A 20819-nucleotide genomic window follows, 5' to 3' on the forward strand; every position below is an offset into this window, starting at 1 on the left:
GATTACGGCATGTCCATCAAACTCAAATTGTCGTTTTTGATCTTTACCGTTGTGACGATTATGCTCAGCCTTAATCTTCTCGTCTTCTACCTATACTCTAACAGTCAGGGCCGCAACGCGGCCCAGCAGCAGATGTTGGCGGCGGAGGATCAGCTTCGATATGCCCTCAGCCCAACGCTGCGAACCGGGAATCATATGGACCAAGGCTTGTCCGATCGGCTGCGCGTCGCCTCAATAGCCGCTAGAGCCTTGCTCGGTCCAAAAGCAGAGCTTGTTACCAAGAGTCAGCTCGAGGAAACTCGCAACAAGCTCGCGCTAGACGATCTTACCTTGATTCAGCCCGAAGGCGATCAACTACACTCCATTCTGTCTACAGCTACCGATTGGGAGATCAAAGAGCTGTTTCCAGCAGGGGCACCAGAACATAACATTCTCATGCAGCTTTATGAGGATCAGTATGTTTCGCTTCCAGGAGGTATCAGCCTCAAGGATTACTGGGGTAGCTCGATGTCAACCCAAAATGGATCTCGCGTCATGTCCAGTTATTACTACGACGGTACGATGGATTACATTATCAGCAGCAACTATGTCGGAGACAGCTTGATCCAAGGCAGTCCGGCTGAGGGCGACAGTTTAGTGCTGGACGGTGCTACGATGGATATGCCTGGTTTACTTGAGGTCAGCGTGTTCAACAATGGACTGTTACTTTCACCCTCTGAAGCCGCTGAGGCAAACAGTGTAAGCGACAAAGGCGGCGAACTGAGCCCCACTGCTCTGGAGTTCGGTACTTATCGTCTCGTCTCCGATCAGGATTACAGTATGCTTCGCCAGGCTGCCGAAACCCGCCTGAATGTGCTGGACAGCAGAAAGATGAACGGTCGTGACGTGCTTCGGGGTTATATCCCTTTTACCGTTGATAATATTCGGGATTACGTACTGATCGTCACTTTGGACAAATCTGAATTCAAGCAAGATTCGCGCCAGCAGTTGATTCTGCTCTTCGCCATCTCGATTATGCTGCTTGTCATGACCGTCATCGTGAGCTACTGGCTGGCCGGAGTCGCGATCCGCAACCTGAAACTAGTCGTACGCCGCGTCAATCAACTGGCCGCTGGCAACTTCAATCATCCCATCTCTATTCATTCCCGAGATGAGATTGGCGAGCTGGCTTTGAGCGTCAACGTTATGGCGAACAGTCTCAATACGTATACGACGCAACTAAAAGATTCCGCAGAGGAGCTGCGCAGCACTAAGGAATACTTGGAATCTTTTTTTGCTTATACACGTGACGCCATCCATGTTTACACCTTAAACGGACAGCTCATGAGCGCTAATCGAGCTTTTGAGGTGATGCTGGGCTGGCGAGAGCAAGAACTCAAGGGAATTGGGATCAACCTGCTGCCTCCTGAACAGCTTCAAGATATAGAGCGCATGACCGAAAGTGTGCTGCTCGGAGTCCCTTGGGTGGATGCCGAGACCTGGATGTTAACAAAGGACGGCACACGTATTGAGGTCAGTACAACTGCTTCGCCAATTCGGGATCAGCATGGAGAAATTATCGCTATTTCTTGCATTACGCGTAATGTGACCAGCCGCAAGCAGACCGAGGATTTGCTTCGCCGGACCGAAAAGCTGACGATTGTCGGCCAGCTTGCTGCGGGAGTGGCACATGAAATCCGCAATCCACTCACGACGCTGCGCGGTTTTGTGCAGATGCAGTTGAACAGCAAGGTGCTTTCTCCTTATTACCTCAATATCATGCTGTCTGAGCTGGACCGAATCAACTTTATCGTGAGCGAATTTCTCGTGCTGGCTAAACCTCAGGCGGACCGTTACCAGACCTGTGATCTGAAGCCGATGCTGGAGGATATGGCCGCGCTGCTGGAGCCGGAAGCTCATATGAACAATGTCCGCGTCAAAATGGATCTGACAAACGGTGTCCCGTTCGTTGTCTGCGAACCTAACCAATTGAAGCAGGTGTTCGTCAATGTCATGAAAAATGGCATTGAGGCGATGCCGGAGCAAGGCGGCCGTTTGACCGTTTTACTAAACCAGGACGATTCCGGGATGGCCGTTATCTCTATTCGTGATGAGGGAATCGGCATTGCCGAGGAGCATTTGCCACGCTTGGGCGAACCGTTTTATACCAGTAAGGAAACGGGCAACGGGCTCGGCCTGATGGTCAGTCAGCGTATCATCAGCAATCATAGGGGATCGATGACAATCCGCAGCAGCATTGGTGAAGGTACCGAAGTTATTATTCGCCTGCCCGTGAGGGATGAGGAGCAGCGTCGTTCTTTCCCCGCCTGACCGAATGATTCCACCGCTTCCCAGGATCATGAACCTGGGAGGCGAACGCCGGGAGGTTAAATGCCATGAAAACATCCAAAAGGACGGCTGCAAAGTCTGCAGAGGCGAAAACAAAAGCCCCTCTCTGGCCTATGTTCAGCCGTCTTTTCCTGCATGTCCGGGGACAATGGCCGCTGCTGCTGGCAGCCTGGGCCGCAACGGGCTGCATCGCAGCCTTACAGTTCGTCATCCCCCGTCTGACACAATATGCTATCGATCATGTCATACCTAAAAGCGACTATAACATGCTGCTGCCCATCGCTGGAGGCGTGATGCTCACCGCCGTGCTGCTTGGTGTATTCGGTTATACCAGTAGTTATGCCTTTGCCAAAGTTGGGCAACGAACCGTACTGGATATCCGCACATCGCTGTACCGTCATTTGCAAAGCCTGGATATGGCTTACTTCGACCGCAAACGAACCGGCGAGCTCATGTCGCGTGTTACGAGTGATGTTAATCAGTTGCAGCAGATGGTCAGTGCGGGCACGATGGGTATTTTGACCGATGCCGTCACGTTCATTGCAATTGCTTGTTTCATGCTCTACCAAAATGTGCAATTAACCGCCGTGCTGCTTGCCCTGTTCCCGCTGATGCTGCTGGCCGCCCGTCTGTATGGAGGCAAGCTGCGCAGCAGTTATCGGAATGTGCAGGAGACGGTGGCTGACATGAGCGGCCAGCTGCAGGACAGTCTCTCTCAGATCCGGCTCGTCAAAACATTCGCCGCCGAAGAACGCGAGAACACCCGCTTCGCCGAGCTAGGCGAAGCCAACAAAGAGGCCAATCTGGCCGCTACGCGCTTCTCGGCGCTGTTCGGACCGGCAATTGACCTGCTGCAGTACGTCGGCATGGCGTTTGTACTTGCTTTTGGCTCCTGGCAAGCGATGCGCGGTAACGGTGAGATGACTGCCGGCTCCATGGTCGCCTATTTGGCCTATTTACGCTTACTGCAAAATCCGGTACGCCGTTTCAGTCGGCTTATGAGCACGATGCAACAATCCGCGGCCGCTTACGACCGTATTATTGAGACAATGAACACCAGCCCTCAGGTCGCAGACCGCGATGGAGCCAGAGAGCTGCATGTGGGAACTGGGGAAGTTGTTTTCAAAGAAGTTACCTTTGGCTACGGTGATCCTTCTAAAGATTCTCCCTTGTTGTGCCGCTTCAATCTCGTGTTGCAGCCCGGAAAAACAACTGCACTCGTCGGCTCATCCGGAGCAGGTAAGTCCACGCTCGCCCATCTGCTGCTGCGCTATTATGACGTATGGGATGGAGCAATCTCCGTTGACGGTATGGACTTGCGGGAAGTAACGCAAGCTTCGCTGCGCCGCCGAATCGGCATTGTAACGCAAGAGACGATGCTGCGCAGCGGTTCGGTCAGGGAAAATCTGCTGTACGGCCGTCCGGAGGCCAGCGAGGATGAGCTTTTGCAAGCCGCTAAGGCAGCTTGCGCACATGAGTTTATCGAAGCGTTGCCGTCAGGTTATGACACCGAAATTGGCGAACGGGGCGTCCGTCTCTCCGGCGGCCAAAAACAGCGGCTGTCCATCGCCAGAGCGCTGCTCGCCAACCCTGCCATTATTTTATTGGATGAAGCAACGGCGTCGCTTGATACAGAATCCGAAGCGCTTATTCAACAAGCACTCCAAACACTGCTCCATGGACGCACCTGTCTCGTAATCGCCCACCGGCTGTCCACCGTCCGCAGCGCCGATCGCATCGTCGTACTTGAAGGAGGCCGACTGATTGAAAGCGGCAACCATGAGGAGCTGCTGGAACATGGCGGCCGTTACCGCAGTCTGTACGAGCGGCAGTTCCCCCAAGGAAAGCAGACGGAGATTCCGCATGAAACCTGACAATCTGTAGCATAGTATCGGGGTAGCAATCTGTCATGAGATAATCCAAGGACTAGAAAGGTGCCGGTGAATTCCTTTGAAACACCTTCAGTCAGACGAACACGGAAAAAAGGCTGCTCTGCTCGCCCTTGCCTCCGTGCCGCTTATCATGACCTTGGGGAATTCCATGCTTATTCCTATTCTTCCCGGCATTCAGGCGGCTCTCGGTATTACATCGCTGCAATCCAGCCTGCTGATTACGGTCTACTCGGTCATGGCCATTCTGCTCATCCCCATTGCCGGTTACTTATCCGATCGGGTCGGACGACGCAAAGTCATTCTTCCCAGCTTAGTGCTAGCCGGTGCGGGCGGGGCTCTGTGCGGCTGGGCCAGCAATCTTGGCGATTCCGCCTTCAGCTTGATTTTGGCAGGGCGGATGCTGCAGGGGATAGGCGCCGCAGGAGCTATGCCGATCGTACTTCCACTGGTTGGCGACATGTTCCGCAGCGAAGAGCAGGTCAGTGCTGGCCTCGGACTGATTGAGACGGCCAATACATTTGGCAAAGTGCTCAGTCCCATCGCCGGATCAGCCCTAGCTCTGCTGGCTTGGCAAGCTCCTTTTTGGGCCGTTCCTATCCTATGCACAATCTCCATCGCGCTGCTCCTCCTGCTTGTTGGCAATCCAACGGGGAAGAAGGTCAACCCGCCCACTCCTCGAGTGTTTTTCCATAAGGTGATGGAGCTATACAAGGAGAACGCTCGCTGGTTGACCGCGCTGTTCATCATCGGCGCTCTGGCGATGTTCATATTGTTTGGCCTGCTTTTTTATTTATCGGAAACGTTGGAGGGGACTCACCGGCTAAAGGGAATTGTCAAAGGTCTTGTGCTGGCGGTACCGCTCGCACTGTTATGTTCCGCCTCCTTTGCGGCAGGCAAGCTGATCGGGCAACGCAAATCGGCGATGAAATGGACCATCACCGCCGGATTTATTCTCGCGGCGGCCAGCATCGCCGCTTGCCTCGCTTTCGAGGCGACTGCTATACGCGTCGCCTGGCTAAGCGCCGCAGGGCTTGGCATCGGCGCCGCCCTGCCCTGCCTTGATGCCTTCATCACCGAAGGCATCGCCAAAGAGGAGCGGGGCACGATCACCTCCCTCTACAGCAGCATGCGCTTCGTCGGCGTGGCGGCCGGACCGCCCACCGCCTCGCTGCTGCTGAGGGGCTCCGTGCCCCTGCTCCTGGGGGTGATGGCCGCCTGCGCAACGGCGGCCGGCCTGCTTGCGCTGTTGCTGCTCCGGCCCGGGCAGCAACAGCAACGCGAGCTCCAGCGCGCGGCCTATGCCGCCGCGCGCCAGGCGCGCCGGGGACGATCCGGCGCGCGATAGCAGGCGCGCTGCGCCGCGCTTATCAGTCCACTGGCGGTTACATCGCCAGTGAAAAGATGCGGCAATCGCAACGCAGCGCTTTCTGCTCCCGATAATGAGAAGATTCTGCAATCGCAACTCTTTGTTCGCGAATCAAATAACTTGAAAAACGAAATCATCTGCATGGGTAAAGATCCAAGCGGATGATGAATTTCTACTCATCATTTGGGATGTATTTCCTGGAAGCGGCCGGCCATCCAAAAAAACTGCTGAAACCTACACGAAATGAAGTTACATCAGCAAAGCGGGAGGGAACTGAGCTACACTCCGTTTCCTCCCGTCTTTTTTTAAAAATTCCTATCGTATTATCGCTTTCAACACTAGCAAAACTCAGAATCAGAACCCCTCAGCTCGATTATTCTGTACTAACGGAACTGAGCGACGTTTTCTCATACAATCGTCCAAAGGGAGCATTCCTTCCATTCGTTTCAGCACTTCAGCATCTTCGAGCCATAGCTCCAGGAGCAACAAATGATTTTTTTTGCAACTTTCCAAACGCTCGATTCCCCTCAGAATAACAATTCTTTTCAAATGAAGTTGTGTTTCATTATATTCCATTTTTAAGCGATGCCTTGGAGAAAGTTTGTAGACTTGAGTCTATGATCAATAGCTAATATCGAAAACTATTATGTAAACGAATACTAAAGGGAGATGCGAGCCATGATTAATAATAAAATGAAAATACTCATCTCATCCCTATTTATAATGTGTCTATTGGCATTCGGAGCACTTTTAATCTTTAATTATTCAATTACCGGGATTTTAAAAAAGCACGGAATCAGTAAAGATGAAATCAGACTAACGATGGAGAAAACGCAGTTTCGTTTTTATCTATACGAGAAGAAAAGCGGGGCAAAATCACAATTGGGTATACTGACAATGCATAAAGAAAAAGACCAATTATTTTGGAGTTTTTACAATGATTCCAATTTAATTGATAGTGGTGAACGAGAAATTGTGAAGACGTTTTTCCCGACAATAGAAAATGGAATTCTAGTTTCGCATTCCGTTTGGGGAGGATATCTAAATAAGGCCGTGTCTAAAGTTAATCTTCGCTCTACGAATGGAGAAATCTTTTCTGCTGAGTTAATTTTTACAGCTGCAGATGGGAGTACCTATTTCATGCATGATCTTGGAAATAACGATAACCAGATTGAGATTGCCGATTAGTACGCAGACATATTAAAAAGTACCCGAAGCCTCGAGCGGCTCCGGGTACTTTGCTACATCTTGCAGTTCATTCCAACATTGATCGAGCCGCCCCAGAAGCAGGGCAGCTACTCCATGTGCATGTATTAGTTTGATCTGCTTGAACAGAGATTCCTCGTGGCGCATCAATCAAATTACAAGCGACTGGCGCACCTCGCCCATAGTGCCTCTCAGGCTAGTCGCCTAGCCGCCCAGCCAATTAATACGCCGTGACGTTACAGCTCAATAACCCGCTTCTCCCGAGCGCTCCGCTGAGCCGCTTCAATCAGCCGGATAACGCCGAGTGCATCCCGAGGCTCTACCGGCAGCGGGTCCCCGTCACGAATCGCGGCGGCGACGCCCCGATAGAACTTTTCGTAACTGCCCGGCAGCGTATCTACCTTCGTGCACACGGTAAGATCCCCGACCGCCGTTGTCAGCTCGCCATAACATTCCGCCTTGTCCGCTCCCCATTCTGAGTCTCCGGGGTGCAACCCAGCTTTGAGCTGGTCCTCCTGCGGGTCGAGGCCGTATTTGATGAAGCTGCCCAGGTCGCCATGCACCATAAAGCGCGGCCCGGCCTGGCGTACAAGCGTACCCGCCCGCAAAATCGCACGCGACTGCGGGTAACCGAGTACCAAATGGAAATAATCGACGGATACCGCGCCTTCCCGATCAAGCCTGAGGTCCCCCCAGATCCAGTCCGGCATGCCCAGCACCTGTACCGCCTGGTCGATCAAATGAGAGCCAAGATCGTACAAGATGCCGGAACCCGGCAGCGCCTGCTCCCTCCAAGCCGACTCGCCTTCCACCTCCGGTGAGTAGCGGTCGTAGTGCGCCTCATATACAGACACGCGACCTATCGCACCGGAAGCAAGTACTTGATTGACCGTCAAAAAGTCATTGTCCCAGCGGCGGTTATGGAAAACACTGAGCTTAACACCCCTGTCCCGCGCCAGCGCGATCAGCTCCTCCGCTTCCGCCGCCGTATTGGTGAACGGCTTTTCGACCACGACATGTTTACCGGCCAGAATGGCCTTGCGCGCATGCTCATAATGAAGCGTGTTCGGGCTGGCGACGACAACCAGCTCCACATCGCTGCCAAGCAGCGACTCCACATCCTCGTACACTTCAACCCCGCTAAAGTCCTCCCGAACCTTCTCCATTTGGGAAGTGACCACTCCGGTCAGCTTCAGCCCTTCCTCCGCCGCAATCAGCGGCGCGTGAAACACTGAGCCCGACAGCCCGTATCCGATCAAACCCGTTGGAATTCCCATCTGTTATTCCCTCCGTTTGCAAGTTCCCGATAAGCGCATCCTGCTTGCATCATTCTATAACCTTACCCCTTTTGCCTGGGAGAGAAACGATTGTTACATATTGGTGACTGAACGCTATTCGCCGCAAATTGTTCGTTTGTTATAAATCTGCGCCTTTAAAGGCTATAGTAAAATAAAAGCATGAAGCTCGATATGAATGAGCGGATGTTGGGCATTTATTTGGCCTGCATCTCTTAACTAGAGGAGTGATTCGATGAATTCCCCAGGTAAATTACTGATTGCGGCTTTCCTGTTTACAGCGGTGTTAGTAGCGGTTTTGTACTATTGGGTCTATGGCTAACATAGGTCTGCGCCGGCTCAAAAAAATAAACCGCCGCATCCGCGACGGTTCTTACATAACCTCTATTCGGTAGCGGCTCAGTCCGCCAGCCGGTAACCAACGCCGCGCACCGTCTCGATATAACTCGGCGATACCGCGCTGTCCCCCAGCTTGCGCCGGAGACTTTTGACATGCACATCAACGACGTTGCTATTCCCGAAAAAGGCTGCGCCCCAAATATCCTCCATCATATGCTCGCGGGTCAGTACCGCACCCTCCGCTTGAATGAAGTGAAGCAGCAGCTCATATTCCGTTTTGGTCAGATCGATTCGGTCGCCTGAGCGGAATACAGTCATGCGCTTCGTATCAATCACGAGATTTTTGAAGCCGAGCAGCCCGGCATCGCCGTCTCCTGCCTCAGCAGGCTCACGCAGCAGCCACTGACCAACTCGATCCAGCATCTCATGGGGAGCTGCAGAGGTCAGCCCCCATGCCTCGGCCGCTTGGCGAGCGGCCTTGCCGCCGTAAGCAGCAGGACCGCGCTGCGACTTGATAGCGATAGAACGCTTGCGCTTGGCAGGGTCTGCGATGAAAGTGCGGAAGCCCGGATCTGAGCCCAGCACATTGGCTGCTCCACCGTCCAGCAAGTATAAATCCGCCTGCAGGTTATGCAGAACGAAATCGTCCACACGATGGAATACCATCAAGTCGTAGCAGTCCGCCGACAAGTCGCGGATCAGCTCATGCAGCAGATTCGGATAAGGACTGATCAGTACGATGCGACGGGTTGATGCACATAAGAAAGGACTGGCTTCAACAACCGGAGCCTGCTCCTCTTCCTCTTCACTCCGTCTTTTGGCCATAGAGTAGCCTGGCAAATGTAAATCCGCCATCCGTTGCAGTTCTTCATCAGTATCTATCGTATGCACTCCAGCATCTCCTCCCATCTCATTCCAGGGTCTAGAGGATGAGTTCCTTGCCTATCCATTTCCCGGTACCCGGGTCTCTATAAGTTCTTGTTGCCTCTATGAAAAATGTCTCTAGCCTTCTAAACATTCAATGAACACACCTGGCCGCAAGGGCTTCAGTATTGAATTAAGTATAGGGTCTGCGTTAACAAGGGTCAACACTGTCCAGGGCGCGTTACAAGGGCTTCCAAACTAACCAAATAACGGTCAAAGTTGTTCCGCCCAAACACTGCCGAATTCATCGGCCTCTCTTCTATTCATTGAACTAGGTTAGACCCATTAGCCGTATCGACTCCATCGCCCCCATCGGCCCTGTCTGTCGCACCAACAGCCGTCCGCAGCTGCCGCGTCGCGAATTCGCGATACAGCTCATGCGAGGCGAGCAGTTCTTCGTGGGTTCCGCGCCCGGTAATCCGGCCCTTTTCCACAAAAAGAATCTGGTCCGCATCCACCACCGTGGACAAGCGATGTGCGATAACGACGGTCGTGCGACCTTCCATCAGGTTGCCAAGCGCCTGCTGCACGATAATCTCGGATTGGCTGTCCAGCGCGGAGGTTGCCTCGTCCAGCAGCAACAAGTCCGGGGCGCGCAGCAGCGCCCGAGCGATGCCGATCCGCTGGCGCTGGCCGCCGGACAGCTTGATGCCGCGCTCGCCGACCTGCGTGTCGAAGCCGTCAGGCAAGCCAGCAATAAATTCATCCGCATAAGCGAGCCTTGCCGCTTCTCGCAATTCCGTCTCAGACGGCTCGCGCTCGATGCCGTAGGTCATATTTTCACGGATTGTACCGGCCATGAGCGGACTTTCCTGTGCGACATAACCGATACGGCTGCGCCAGCTGGCAAGCGCAAACTCATTGATCGGCTCGCCGCCGATGAGCAGTCGCCCCTCTGTCGGCTCGTAGTAGCGCTCCAATAGCGAAAACAGCGTCGTTTTGCCACCGCCGCTCGGCCCGACAATCGCCGTCACCTGGCCCGGCTGCAGCGTAAAGTTCATCCCGCGTAGAATCGGCTCGCCATTCTCGTAACCAAAGCCGAGACCCTCCGCCGAAATCGGCAGCTCCGCGCGCGTCAGCCCCCGGCCAGAAGTGAAATCCTCCTCATACTCGGCAAAAGTGGCATTGATCCGCTCCGTCGCCCCCATCGCCTTATTGAACTGAGTGAAGAACACCGCAACCTGACTGATCGGCATAATAATTTGCATCAAATATAGAATAAAAGCCACAAGATCCCCTGCCGTAATCGCGCCGGAGGACACGCGCACCCCGCCATAACCGATAACGATGACGAGCATGAGCATGATCGTAAACGAAACGGCCGGACCGATGAGCGCGCCTGCCGCACCTTCACGCACGCCGAGTCGCTGCAAAGCCTGGATGCCTTTGAGTCCTTCCTGCAACTCGCGGCCTTCCGCACCAGATGCCTTGACCAGCCGCACTTCGGAGATGACGTTGTTCAAATGGCCGGAAAAAGCAGCCGTCTCGTCCTGTGTCGCCTTGGCAATGCGATGCATGCGGATGCCAAGCGGCACCATGATGCCCGCCAGCAGAGGAATAGCCACGAGTAGAATGAGCGTCATCCGCCAATCCAGCAGAAGCAGGAGCACAAGCGCACCTGTGGCCGAAATAATGCCGGTAATAAAACCGACGAGATGGTCGGTGATGAGGCCGCGAACGACCAATGTGTCGCTCGTCATGCGGCTTACGGTCTCGCCGGTCTGGTGGCGGTCATAATAAGGAACGGGCAGCGCCATAAGTTTGCGCCACAGCCGCTCCCGCAAGCTGGCGACTACATGCTGCCCAATGCGGGCGAGCAAATAGCTGGAATACGCCCCGCCTGCTGCCTGCAAAAGGAAAAAAAGCACTAGCAGCACAATATGCATCGCGCTCAGCTGACTCAAGCTGAAGCCATCGATGAACTCCTTGGTAGCTAGCGGTACGACTAGTCCAGCGGCGGTCGCCAGTAGGCTGAGCCCCAATGCCGCTGCGGCCAGGCCGCGCGGCGGCTTCGTGTCGGCGATCAACCGGACGAAAGAGCGCCAGCCTGCTTTGGCTGGTGAAGGGGGCGATGATGATTCGGAAGAAGACTTGGCGGAAGATGGCAAATGGAAAATCTCCTCTCAGCGATTACTTGACCGTATCGGGATAACAGATATATTCAGCATGCCTCAGTAAATCTAAAAAAGCAAAAAAAGGCGAAGCAGCTCCAATTATTAAAAGAATGTCGCTTGCGCTTGACGTAACGTCAAGTGCTACACTAGGCATCGAAAGGGGTTGAGGAGGATAACTAAGACTCGTTATAGCATTGGTTCATTTGCCAAACTTACTTCAACGACGGAACGTACGCTGCGCTTTTATGATCGCAAGGGGCTGCTCAAGCCTAGCGGCTACAATGAGCAGGGCCACCGGACTTACACTGATGATGATTTAATCCGACTTCATCAAATATTGACCTTAAAATATTTAGACTACTCCTTGGATCAAATCGGCAAGTATTTGGAGCAGGATAGCAAGGATTTTCATTCTTCTCTGGAGATGCAATACGAGCTGCTGCTGCAGAAGCAGCAGCATATTCAGCGCGTTGTAGCTACGATTGAACGGGTGAAAGCCATTGTTAAGGATAACCGTACGATTGATCCCCAACTGCTTATGCTGATGATTCATTCCATTCAGCACGAGGAGGAGCAGAAGCAGTGGCTCTCCGATCGGTTGCCGGATTCGGTTGTACAATCCATGTTTATGAGTGGATCAGATCTGGAGGAGCGGCTTCAGGTAGAACGTGAGATGACGTTAGGGCTTAACAATCTACTCGTCATGTTCAAGCAGGGGCTGAAGCCGGAAAATCCACTTGTACAGGAGTGCGCGCATAGTCTACAGCTAATAATTGAACGGCTGCTGGGACAAGCGCTGCAGGAGCTATCTATGAGCGAGACAGGAAAAGTGCTGGAGGAGTTGGATCCCCAATTCTTCATGAACAGCTTCGACCCGGACTTTATGAGCTACTTCCTTAAAGTGTTTGGTCATCCCGTGACTCGCAGTGAACAGCTGGAATAGGAGAGTGAATATGGAAGCATCCATTCAAACCAATGAACCTGGAATCAAACAAGTAAAAGCAACTCCGATTCTTATATCATTATTGTTAGGTGCATCTATCGGTATGTTTAGTGAAACAGCCTTAAATATTGCGCTTCCCGAGCTTATGAAGCAATTGCAAGTGGGGCCAACCACAGCTCAATGGCTGACGACAGGTTATATGCTCGTACTAGGCATTTTAGGGCCGGTGTCCGGTCTGCTGCTTCAATGGTTTACGACGAGACAACTGTTTATTGTCTCTCTCACTTTCTCCATAATCGGCTCGCTGATTGCCGGCTTGGCGCCTAATTTTGAGGTACTGCTGGCGGCGCGTTTTTTTCAGGCCGCTGGTCTGGCCTTGCTTTTGCCCCTTATGATGAATGCGATACTCATTCTTTTCCCAGCGGAAAAGCGCGGCGCGGCAATGGGATCGCTGGGCCTTGTTTTGATGTTGGCGCCGGCTTCCGGTCCGACAATCGCCGGTATCATTATTGAAAATCTGTCTTGGCACTGGATTTTCTGGATTTCCAGCACCGTTCTCCTCATCGCTTTAATTATCGGGATCATATTCCTAAAAAATATATCCGTTATTACTCGTCCCAAAATTGATATCCTCTCTCTGCTGCTTTCGACAATCGGTTTCGGCAGTCTTTTATTTGGCTTCAGCAAAGCCGGCGAGATTGGCTGGACGGATCCACTCGTTATTTCTTGCTTAACAATAGGAGTGTTGGCGCTTATTCTCTTCACTTGGCGCCAATTCAGCATAGCGTCGCCGCTCATGAACCTTCGTGCGTTCCGTTATCCGATGTTTAGCTTGTCGGTGGTACTCTTCGCTGTAATGATGATGATGCTTTTGTCATCTATGCTGCTGCTGCCAATCCTTTTACAGAACGGCCTTGGAAAAAGTGTGCTGCAAGTTGGTTTGCTTTTGTTGCCTGGCACGATTATCAGCGGTATAGCGGGTCCCTATATGGGTAAACTTTTCGATAAATATGGACCAAGAAAGCTCATCATACCTGGACTAGTTTTAATGGGTACAACTATGTTCCTCTTCTCAACGATTACAGTGAATACTTCAACCGCTTTTATTATTGTCTTGGATTGCGTTTTCTTGTTGGCCCTGTCGATGGTCATGATGCCGGCACAAACCAATGGGATGAACCAACTGCCAGCGGAGTTTTATCCACATGGTACAGCTATAATGAGTACATTGCAGCAAGTGGCTGGAGCGATTGGCAGCGCGCTGGCGGTGACCATTTTGGCGACAGGTCAGTCAAGCTACTTGAGTGACAAAGGATTCGATATGAGCAACGGAATTAATTATGCTAACGTAGATCCCGCTATGTTGGAGCATTTGCCGCCCTCCGTTGTTTTCGGAGTCAAAGGGGCTTTTATCTTTGCTGGTCTCATGTCGATCATCGCGCTTATTATTTCGTTTTTTATAAAACGTGCCAAATCAAGTGAACAAAAAATAGGACAAACTCGAACGTTCGATAGAGGGCATTGAACAATTTCCATGTTTTTTTCAGCAACACTTGCAACATGCAAAGAAGGCATCTTTCTCCCATTTCCCAGGAGTCTGATGCCTTCTTTTTTGAGCAATGCTAGCAGCTGCGTTATACGACAATGGCCCGGAGCTGCCTCAGTCCTTGAGCGGGCCGCGCAGCTTAATCGTCCCCTCCAAAGCAGCAAGGGAAGCGCCGTCGACAAGACCGGCGCCGAGCCGCCAGAGCGCGATGCCCTTCAGGCCATAACGCTTGGCAAGGCCGGCTGGGCCGCGCAGCGAATCGGCGTTTTCGCTCCCGAGCGAGATGCCGAGCAGCAGCTTGCTGCGGTCGGTCTCTTTCAGCGCGAGGCGGATCGCCTCGTCAACTCGATCGAGCGGCTCGGGACCCTTTTCCCCATCGTAGGCATAAGCCATAATAACAATCTCGTCCGATTGCTTCGCAAGTTTCTTGTAATCATACCCCTTAAAGGCCCCATTCAGTGGATGAAGCGCCAGCGACAGGCCAAGACCCACTTCCTTCGAGGCAGCCCGCAGCTCGGTCACGAAGCGCGTGAACAACTTCTGTGCAGCCAGCTTGTCTCCGGTGAGACCAAGGCCCTCGAAGTCGAGTGCGATGCTTTTGAAGCCGCCAATCGTGGCGGTGGAGACGATGGATTGTACCGCTTCGGCGCGAAGCGTGCTGTCACCGAGCAGCTTGCTCAGCTCACCTCGACCGTCTACCCCAAACACCATGAACTGCGTGTTCACACCGGCTGCTGTAGCATCTGCAACGAGGCTCTCAGGCGTCGTGCTGCCGCTAGGATCAGGCCAATAAAAGTCGCGTCCCTCCAGTGTCAGCTTGCCGTCTTCACCGATCCGTCCCCAGCCAAAAGCTACAGAATCAAAGCGATTCAAGTGCTCACGCTGCGAAAAAGAGCTCAAAGCATAATAAGCTTTCACGTATACCTGCTCGGCGGGCGACTGGATGGCGACGGTCTTTTGGGTTCCGTCCCAGCTTACTCCTGCACCGAATGCGGTACTGAAAAAGCTAAGCGGCACCAGCACCGTGCCGCTGTTTTGCAGTGGAGCTTGCGCCAGCTGCGCTGGTCGACCGTCGAGCAGCGCTTGTTTGCTTCCCAGGCGCAGTTGGATGTTGCGTTTGCTGCCGTCTGGGAAGGGTTTGACGGCGATGATCGTTTTGGTTTTGGCGTCCCAGGTGACAGGGACAGCCAGTGCTTCCGCGATGGCACGGAACGGTACGAGCGTTGTGCCGCCGCGGATCAGCGGAGCCACGGGGAAAGTAAGCGGGTAGCCGTCGAGCAAAATCTTGGCGGAAGCCTCTTTGGAGACGGCGGCTGGCAGGACGAGCGTAATTGGTTTGCCGGTGGCATGAGCTGCGGCAGGCCCACTGAGGGCCGTACCCAGCAGCAGGACTGAGGCTAACGCCGCGGCGAGCGGACGGCGAGATGCGGCAAGGGACATGAATGGACTTCCTCCTTAAGATGGCGGTTCACGAATAATGGGTTATTTTTCTATAGAATAGAACGAGGAGGAGATCACTAGAGTTGCAGTCTAATGGCGAGAATGGTGAATAAAATTAACCTCTTCGCCGCTAGCAGGCAAGCAGGAGTCGATTGTAGTAAGCTTAGATCAACCAAAGACTCAAAGGGGTTGGCGCACATGGCCCAGAAAGCAAAGAAATGGACCCGTCTAAACGCAATCCATAGTGAAGGAGACGGACGATGAGCGATCAAACCAAGCCCCTATCGGATGTGTCTTTAGCTCCTTTTCATCCCGTGCTGGGGGAGTGGTTCAGCTTCACATTCGGGTCGCCCACCGATGTACAGCGGCGCTCCTGGAAGGAGATTCGGAGCGGTGCACATACGCTGCTAGCTGCGCCAACCGGCTCCGGCAAAACGCTGGCTGCCCTGCTGCCCTGCCTGGACCGCGTGCTGCGCGCCAAAGAGGACGCTGCTGCGACAAATCCGCCGCAACCCGGAGTCCGCGTGTTGTACATCACTCCGCTCAAAGCCCTCAATAATGATATTTACGACCATGTGACGGCTTTCGTCGAAGAGATCGGCCGTTTGTATGAAGAGCGTCAAAGCAAATCTAGTGATGCCAGCAAGCTTGCTGGCTCAGAGGATTCGGGTATTTCCAAGGCTGGTAAAAGCAAGAATAGCAAGGAGAAGTCATACCGGGAAACACTTAGTATTACTTGCGCCGTGCGAACGGGAGACACTCCCGCTTCCAAGCGAGCCGCCATGCTTCGCCGCCCGCCAGATGTGCTTGTCACCACTCCAGAATCGCTCTATATTCTGCTCGGCTCAGCCAAAGGCAGGGTGATGCTGCAAACGGCGGAGCAAGTTATCGTCGACGAAATTCACAGCCTCGCTGCCGACAAGCGCGGCTCCCATCTGTCACTGACGCTGGAGCGGCTGGAAGCCTGGTGCGGACGGCCGCTCCAACGGATCGGCCTTTCGGCTACGCAGAAGCCAATGGATCGGGTGGCAAGATTTCTTGGCGGCTGGTCGGCGGAAGCCCCGACTGCGGATGGCGGGGAGCAAGCGCTTCTTGGCGAGTCCACTGCGGTCGCTCAAACATATGAGCCGCCTACCCATCCGCTAGGCTACAGGCCTCGCCCGGTCGCCATCATCGAGAGTGCAATGAGTAAAAGTATGCAGGTATCCGTGACCATGCCGGACAATAGCCGTCTCCATAACAACCGGGAATCGGTCTGGTTCCCGATCATGGACCGGATTCTGCAACTGATGGAAGGCTGCCGTTCCGTGCTTATCTTTGTGAATAGCCGTCGGATGGCAGAGCGGCTTTGCCTGCGGATGAACGACTATACTGGCCATGAAATGTGCCGCGCCCATCACGGCAGCATGGACAGAGGTCGACGACTCGAGGTGGAGCGCCTGCTCAAAGGGGGGCAGCTTCGCTGTATCGTAGCGACCTCCTCGCTTGAGCTAGGCATTGACGTTGGGCATGTTGATCTGGTGATTCAAATGGATTCTCCGCTGTCCGCCGCCGCAGGCATTCAACGCATTGGACGTGCCGGCCATTCCGTAGGCGATGTTAGCCGCGGCGTCATCCTGGCGCGCCAACGCGGGTCGCTGCCGGAAATCGCCGTGCTCAGCCGCATGATCGCGGAACGGGACATCGAGTCAATTGAAGTGCCGCGCGACGCCCTAGATGTGTTGTCGCAGCAAACCGTTGCAATGGCCTCCGGCGATACTTGGACGCTGGATGGGCTTTACCGGCTCATTGTCGGCAGCGACAGCTACCGGGCTTTCCCCCGGGAAAGGCTAGAATCGATGCTTGCGGTGTTGGCAGGGCTTTATCCTTTTGCCCGCCCCTTGTTGGAATGGGACCGTGAGGGGGATCTCATCGGCCCCCGCTCCAACAGCCGCATGGCCGCTGTCACCGGAGCTGGCACGATTCCGCAAAGCGGCGCCTATCCCGTCCACCATGCTGACAGTCGCTCCCATATCGGGGAGCTTGACGAGGAATTCGTGCAGGAGAGTCGGGTTGGAGACGTGTTCCAGCTCGGTACGAATTCCTGGACCATCCGTCTGATTAACAAGGATCGGATCTACGTGACGGAGACGAGCAATAGCTTCAGCGAGATCCCTTTTTGGCGCAATGAGGCCGGCTCCCGCTCCTACTTGCTCGGCGAACGAGTCGCCGCTCTCTGGGCGGATCTGTTGGAGAGGCTGCAGAAGGCTGATGCCGATGAAGCGATGCTAAAAAGGGAGCGTAATCCGGCCGCATTAGAACCAGCTGTTATTGATCCAGATGCAGCAATGGATGCGGGAGCCGGATCCCCATCCACCCCTGATGCTAGAGCGGCTGCGGGAGCCGACTCTGCATCCATCCTAGATGCCAAAACCGATGCGGATAACGAGCCTCCCTTCAGCGTAGCGGAGGGAAAGGTCATCCTGCATCTGCGGGAGCAGTACAGCTTGGACGACCGCTCGGCGCGCGGACTAGCGGCGCTGGCGCGAGCGCAGATGGTGACTGGCGTCGTCCCGACGGCGACAAGCCTAGCTGTCGAAGTATATAAGGACATCGCCGGACAGACGCATATCGTCATCCACAACGCCTGGGGCCGCCGCGTCAACCGCACTTGGCAACTGGCCATTGAGCGCCGTTTTGAAAACACGCTGCCCTACCGCCTATATGGAAACGCCAAAGACAATGGCATCGAGTTCGTCCTGCCGGAATGGGAGCCATCCTGGCTGCAGGCCGTGCACGGCGTGACACCGGAGACGTTGCCCTCTTTGCTTATGGAGGCGTTGCCCGGCTCCCCGCTGCTCGCTGTCGCCTTCCGGCGTATTGCCGAGACGTCGCTGCTGCTCTCCCGCAGCTATACCCGCACGCCTATGTGGCAAATGCGGCTGCGCGGCGAGGGGCTGCTGCGCGCGGCTTTGCCCTTTGCAGACCGTTTTCCTTATCTGGGCGAGGCAATGCGGGAATGCCTGAACGTTTACCTTGATTCGCCCCGCCTGACAGAGCTGCTCGAGCGTATGAAAAAAGGAGAAATCACGCTGACCGTTCACCGCCGGGAGCGGCCCTCGCCACTTGCCTCGCAGTTCGCGGCTGAATATGTGAACATGCGTATCTATGAAGGCGACGGCCTGGACCGCGCCGTGCAAACGCAGCTGCTTCAGATGAGCCGGGAGCTCGCTGGTGAACTGTTTGGCCAAGAAGCCCTGCTTGGCGCGATCGATCCGCAAGTGCTCGCTGCCGAGCGCCAGCGTCTGGAAGAGCCGGACAGTGTCAGCCTACGCAATGCGGACGAGCTGTACCAACTGCTCAAGCAGCGCGGAGACAGCTCGGAGGAAGAACTGCTTGGCCTCGCGGCCGCTGCTGTTGTTGCACCTCAGACAGCCGCGTCATGGCTGCGGCAGCTGCAGGAGCAGCGCCGGCTCTCGCTCTACGAGCCGGGTGATGGCCTACCTCCCCGCTTCATATGTGGGGATGAAGCAGAGCTGTACGCTCGCTTTCCACAGGAGCAGGATGCGGAGATGTTCGTCGTCGAGCGCTACATCTCGACCCGGCTGGGCTTTACTCCGGTGGAGCTGGCGAAGCGCTATCCCGCTCTCGGCAAGGATGGTGCGAAGCACCTTACCGCTCGGCTGCTGGAGGCCGACCGCATTCAGCGTGCACCTTTTGCTGAGGGAGGCGAGGCGCTGTATTCGTCCAGCCTGACGGCGGCGCGGATCATCCGGCTGTCCGTTCAGGCGGCTCGCGGCCGTAGTGAAGCGGTAGACGCCATCCGCTGGTGCAGCCTCATAGCGAGCCGGCAGCATGCCCTGCAAGGGACGCAGTTGCGCGGCGAGCATGGGCTGCTGCAAGTACTTGAGCAGCTTCAGGGATTCTTTTTCCCCTTGTCGCATTGGGAGTCATTCATCCTCCCTTCCCGGCTCGCATCCTACCGTCCCGAGGAGCTTGATCTGCTATGCGCCTCTGGCGAGGTGCTCTGGTTAGGCCGCCGCGAAGACGGGGAAAAGGAAGGCAAAATCGCCTTTTTCCTCCCGGATTCCAAGGATTTGTACACCCCTTATCTGAAAACCGATGGGGCATCCTCGCATCCTGAGCTGCTGCAGCGATTAAAGCAGGGCGGAGCGATGTTTCTAACTCGTCTGGCGCGTGAGCTGGATCGCCCCCCTTCAGAGGTGCAGGCTGAGCTGCTTGAACTCGTTTGGGAGGGACATGTGTCCAATGATCAGTTCGCCCCTCTGAGAAGCACTGGAAGCGGCAAACGCTCCAAGCCGAAAGCCGGCCGCGCTGCGGGCTGGGGCGGTTCGGGACTTGGACGCTGGTTCTGGACCGGCTCGCTGCAACGGGCGGAAGAAACGCAGACGAACGGAGCTTCCGCAGACGATCGGCGTCACGTAGCTGAGGATTCCAAATTGAATCATGCTGGGGTTCGCAGTGGGACTCCGGGAACTTCAGATGAAGGGACAGCTCCGGGTCGGTCAAAAATTACTGCAGAAAGAACCTCCGAAGGCGCGACCGGGCCCGGCCCTAGCCCGTTGAACAGTTTGGGCCGCCCCTTGCCGGAGGCCGAGGGCAACGCGGAGGGCTCCCCTATCGTCCGTTGGATCTACCGCCTGCTGGATACCTTCGGCATCATTTCCCGCGATCTCGCAGCTGCGGCATCTCCCTATGCTTGGGAGGAACTACTTCCTTCCCTCAAACGGCTGGAGGAATGGGGCGTTCTTGTGCGGGGCCATCTGATCCAGGGCATGCCTGCCATGCAATTCACAACTCGCGAGATTGCCGATGCGGTGCGCCGCCCATTGCCGCAAGAAGAAGGAAGCGGCCTGACCGTGATCAGTGCGGCGGACCCGGCCAATCCGTTCGGTCTGTTGGCCAATTGGCCTGACAGCGAATCGGGCGGATATGCCCGCAAGCCAGGTAATTATTTGGTACTAGAGAATGGTCGCTGGCTCTATTGGATCGAAAATAATGGCCGCCGCATCCACAGTCTTGATGCTGGGCATCCCTCTGGGAACGCTCATGCAGGTCATTCACCTGGCGCTCACGACTCCGCCGCTTCCCAAGATGCTGATGTCGCTGCCTCTTACGGGATCGCCCAGCACTCCCAGGCGGATGAGTCCGCTGGTTCGGCATCTTCAAGTCGCCCGCATGTTGCCGCGAGCCTTCAAGAAATGCTCGCATCTATTGCAACACGGCAGGGTCTAGCCAAAGTAACGGTTGAGGAATGGAACGGCAAGCCTGTAGACGAGACGGAAGGCGCTGAACTGCTGCGCGGACTGGGGGCCGAGCGGGATCGGCATCGCTTCATTCTTTGGAAAAGTCAGCTAACACGCCGATAAGAATCCGCTAAAACCCAAGCTTCCCAAGGACATTCAACTCTGTTATAATAAGAACAA

General features: G+C 54.8%; 11 protein-coding genes. 7 read left to right on the forward strand and 4 right to left on the reverse strand.

What is annotated here, in order from left to right; genetic code table 11:
• Nucleotides 1-9 precede the first annotated feature (9 nt).
• The 4 genes from CGZ75_RS14895 (at nucleotide 10) to CGZ75_RS14915 (ending at nucleotide 6774) form a co-directional block, all read left to right on the forward strand.
• Nucleotides 10-2310, forward strand: coding sequence for an ATP-binding protein (locus tag CGZ75_RS14895; RefSeq protein ID WP_176444853.1), 2301 nt, complete (start codon nucleotides 10-12; stop codon nucleotides 2308-2310).
• Between the two features lie 65 nt (nucleotides 2311-2375).
• Nucleotides 2376-4202 (forward strand): ABC transporter ATP-binding protein, encoded by a 1827-nt coding sequence (locus CGZ75_RS14900; protein WP_245850872.1) that lies wholly within the window; start codon nucleotides 2376-2378, stop codon nucleotides 4200-4202.
• A gap of 148 nt (nucleotides 4203-4350) precedes the next feature.
• Nucleotides 4351-5565, forward strand: a complete 1215-nt coding sequence (locus CGZ75_RS14905) for an MFS transporter (protein ID WP_089525905.1) — start codon at nucleotides 4351-4353, stop codon at nucleotides 5563-5565.
• A gap of 699 nt (nucleotides 5566-6264) precedes the next feature.
• Nucleotides 6265-6774 (forward strand): hypothetical protein, encoded by a 510-nt coding sequence (locus tag CGZ75_RS14915; RefSeq protein WP_089525074.1) that lies wholly within the window; start codon nucleotides 6265-6267, stop codon nucleotides 6772-6774.
• A 254-nt stretch (nucleotides 6775-7028) separates the two neighbouring features.
• Here CGZ75_RS14915 and CGZ75_RS14920 read toward each other — a convergent pair whose 3' ends face one another.
• The 3 genes from CGZ75_RS14920 to CGZ75_RS14930 all read right to left on the reverse strand — a co-directional run bounded on the left by CGZ75_RS14920 (nucleotide 7029) and on the right by CGZ75_RS14930 (nucleotide 11458).
• Nucleotides 7029-8069 (reverse strand): oxidoreductase, encoded by a 1041-nt coding sequence (locus tag CGZ75_RS14920; protein WP_089525075.1) that lies wholly within the window; start codon nucleotides 8067-8069, stop codon nucleotides 7029-7031.
• Nucleotides 8070-8486: 417 nt separating this feature from the next.
• Nucleotides 8487-9317: a winged helix-turn-helix domain-containing protein gene (locus tag CGZ75_RS14925; RefSeq protein WP_176444854.1), complete on the reverse strand. Its 831-nt coding sequence runs from the start codon at nucleotides 9315-9317 to the stop codon at nucleotides 8487-8489.
• Between the two features lie 296 nt (nucleotides 9318-9613).
• On the reverse strand, nucleotides 9614-11458 hold the full coding sequence (locus CGZ75_RS14930) for an ABC transporter ATP-binding protein (RefSeq protein ID WP_089525077.1): 1845 nt from the start codon (nucleotides 11456-11458) through the stop codon (nucleotides 9614-9616).
• Between the two features lie 169 nt (nucleotides 11459-11627).
• Here CGZ75_RS14930 and CGZ75_RS14935 point away from each other — a divergent pair, with 169 nt between their 5' ends.
• Nucleotides 11628-12407 carry a MerR family transcriptional regulator gene (locus CGZ75_RS14935; RefSeq protein WP_089525078.1) on the forward strand — a complete coding sequence of 260 codons (780 nt, stop codon included), beginning with the start codon at nucleotides 11628-11630 and terminating at the stop codon, nucleotides 12405-12407.
• Between the two features lie 10 nt (nucleotides 12408-12417).
• The gene (locus CGZ75_RS14940) at nucleotides 12418-13932 is read left to right on the forward strand and encodes a DHA2 family efflux MFS transporter permease subunit (RefSeq protein WP_089525079.1); all 1515 of its coding nucleotides are present in this window, start codon (nucleotides 12418-12420) and stop codon (nucleotides 13930-13932) included.
• Between the two features lie 135 nt (nucleotides 13933-14067).
• Here CGZ75_RS14940 and CGZ75_RS14945 read toward each other — a convergent pair whose 3' ends face one another.
• Entirely contained in the window at nucleotides 14068-15393 is a 1326-nt protein-coding gene (locus tag CGZ75_RS14945) for a stalk domain-containing protein (RefSeq protein WP_089525080.1), read from the reverse strand.
• A 260-nt stretch (nucleotides 15394-15653) separates the two neighbouring features.
• Between CGZ75_RS14945 and CGZ75_RS14950 the strand changes: the two genes are divergently transcribed.
• On the forward strand, nucleotides 15654-20762 hold the full coding sequence (locus CGZ75_RS14950) for a DEAD/DEAH box helicase (RefSeq protein WP_089525081.1): 5109 nt from the start codon (nucleotides 15654-15656) through the stop codon (nucleotides 20760-20762).
• The last annotated feature ends 57 nt before the right edge of the window (nucleotides 20763-20819 follow it).

The sequence above is a fragment of the Paenibacillus herberti genome (assembly GCF_002233675.1).
Lineage (GTDB): Bacteria > Bacillota > Bacilli > Paenibacillales > Paenibacillaceae > Paenibacillus_O > Paenibacillus_O herberti.

Bases quoted from the DNA above. Each gene is read 5' to 3' on its own strand.
- CGZ75_RS14945 (WP_089525080.1), bottom strand. From the start codon at position 15,393: ATGTCCCTTGCCGCATCTCGCCGTCCGCTCGCCGCGGCGTTAGCCTCA.
- CGZ75_RS14900 (WP_245850872.1), top strand. From the start codon at position 2,376: ATGAAAACATCCAAAAGGACGGCTGCAAAGTCTGCAGAGGCGAAAACA.
- CGZ75_RS14950 (WP_089525081.1), top strand. From the start codon at position 15,654: ATGAGCGATCAAACCAAGCCCCTATCGGATGTGTCTTTAGCTCCTTTT.
- CGZ75_RS14915 (WP_089525074.1), top strand. From the start codon at position 6,265: ATGATTAATAATAAAATGAAAATACTCATCTCATCCCTATTTATAATG.
- CGZ75_RS14905 (WP_089525905.1), top strand. From the start codon at position 4,351: ATGACCTTGGGGAATTCCATGCTTATTCCTATTCTTCCCGGCATTCAG.
- CGZ75_RS14940 (WP_089525079.1), top strand. From the start codon at position 12,418: ATGGAAGCATCCATTCAAACCAATGAACCTGGAATCAAACAAGTAAAA.
- CGZ75_RS14895 (WP_176444853.1), top strand. From the start codon at position 10: ATGTCCATCAAACTCAAATTGTCGTTTTTGATCTTTACCGTTGTGACG.
- CGZ75_RS14920 (WP_089525075.1), bottom strand. From the start codon at position 8,069: ATGGGAATTCCAACGGGTTTGATCGGATACGGGCTGTCGGGCTCAGTG.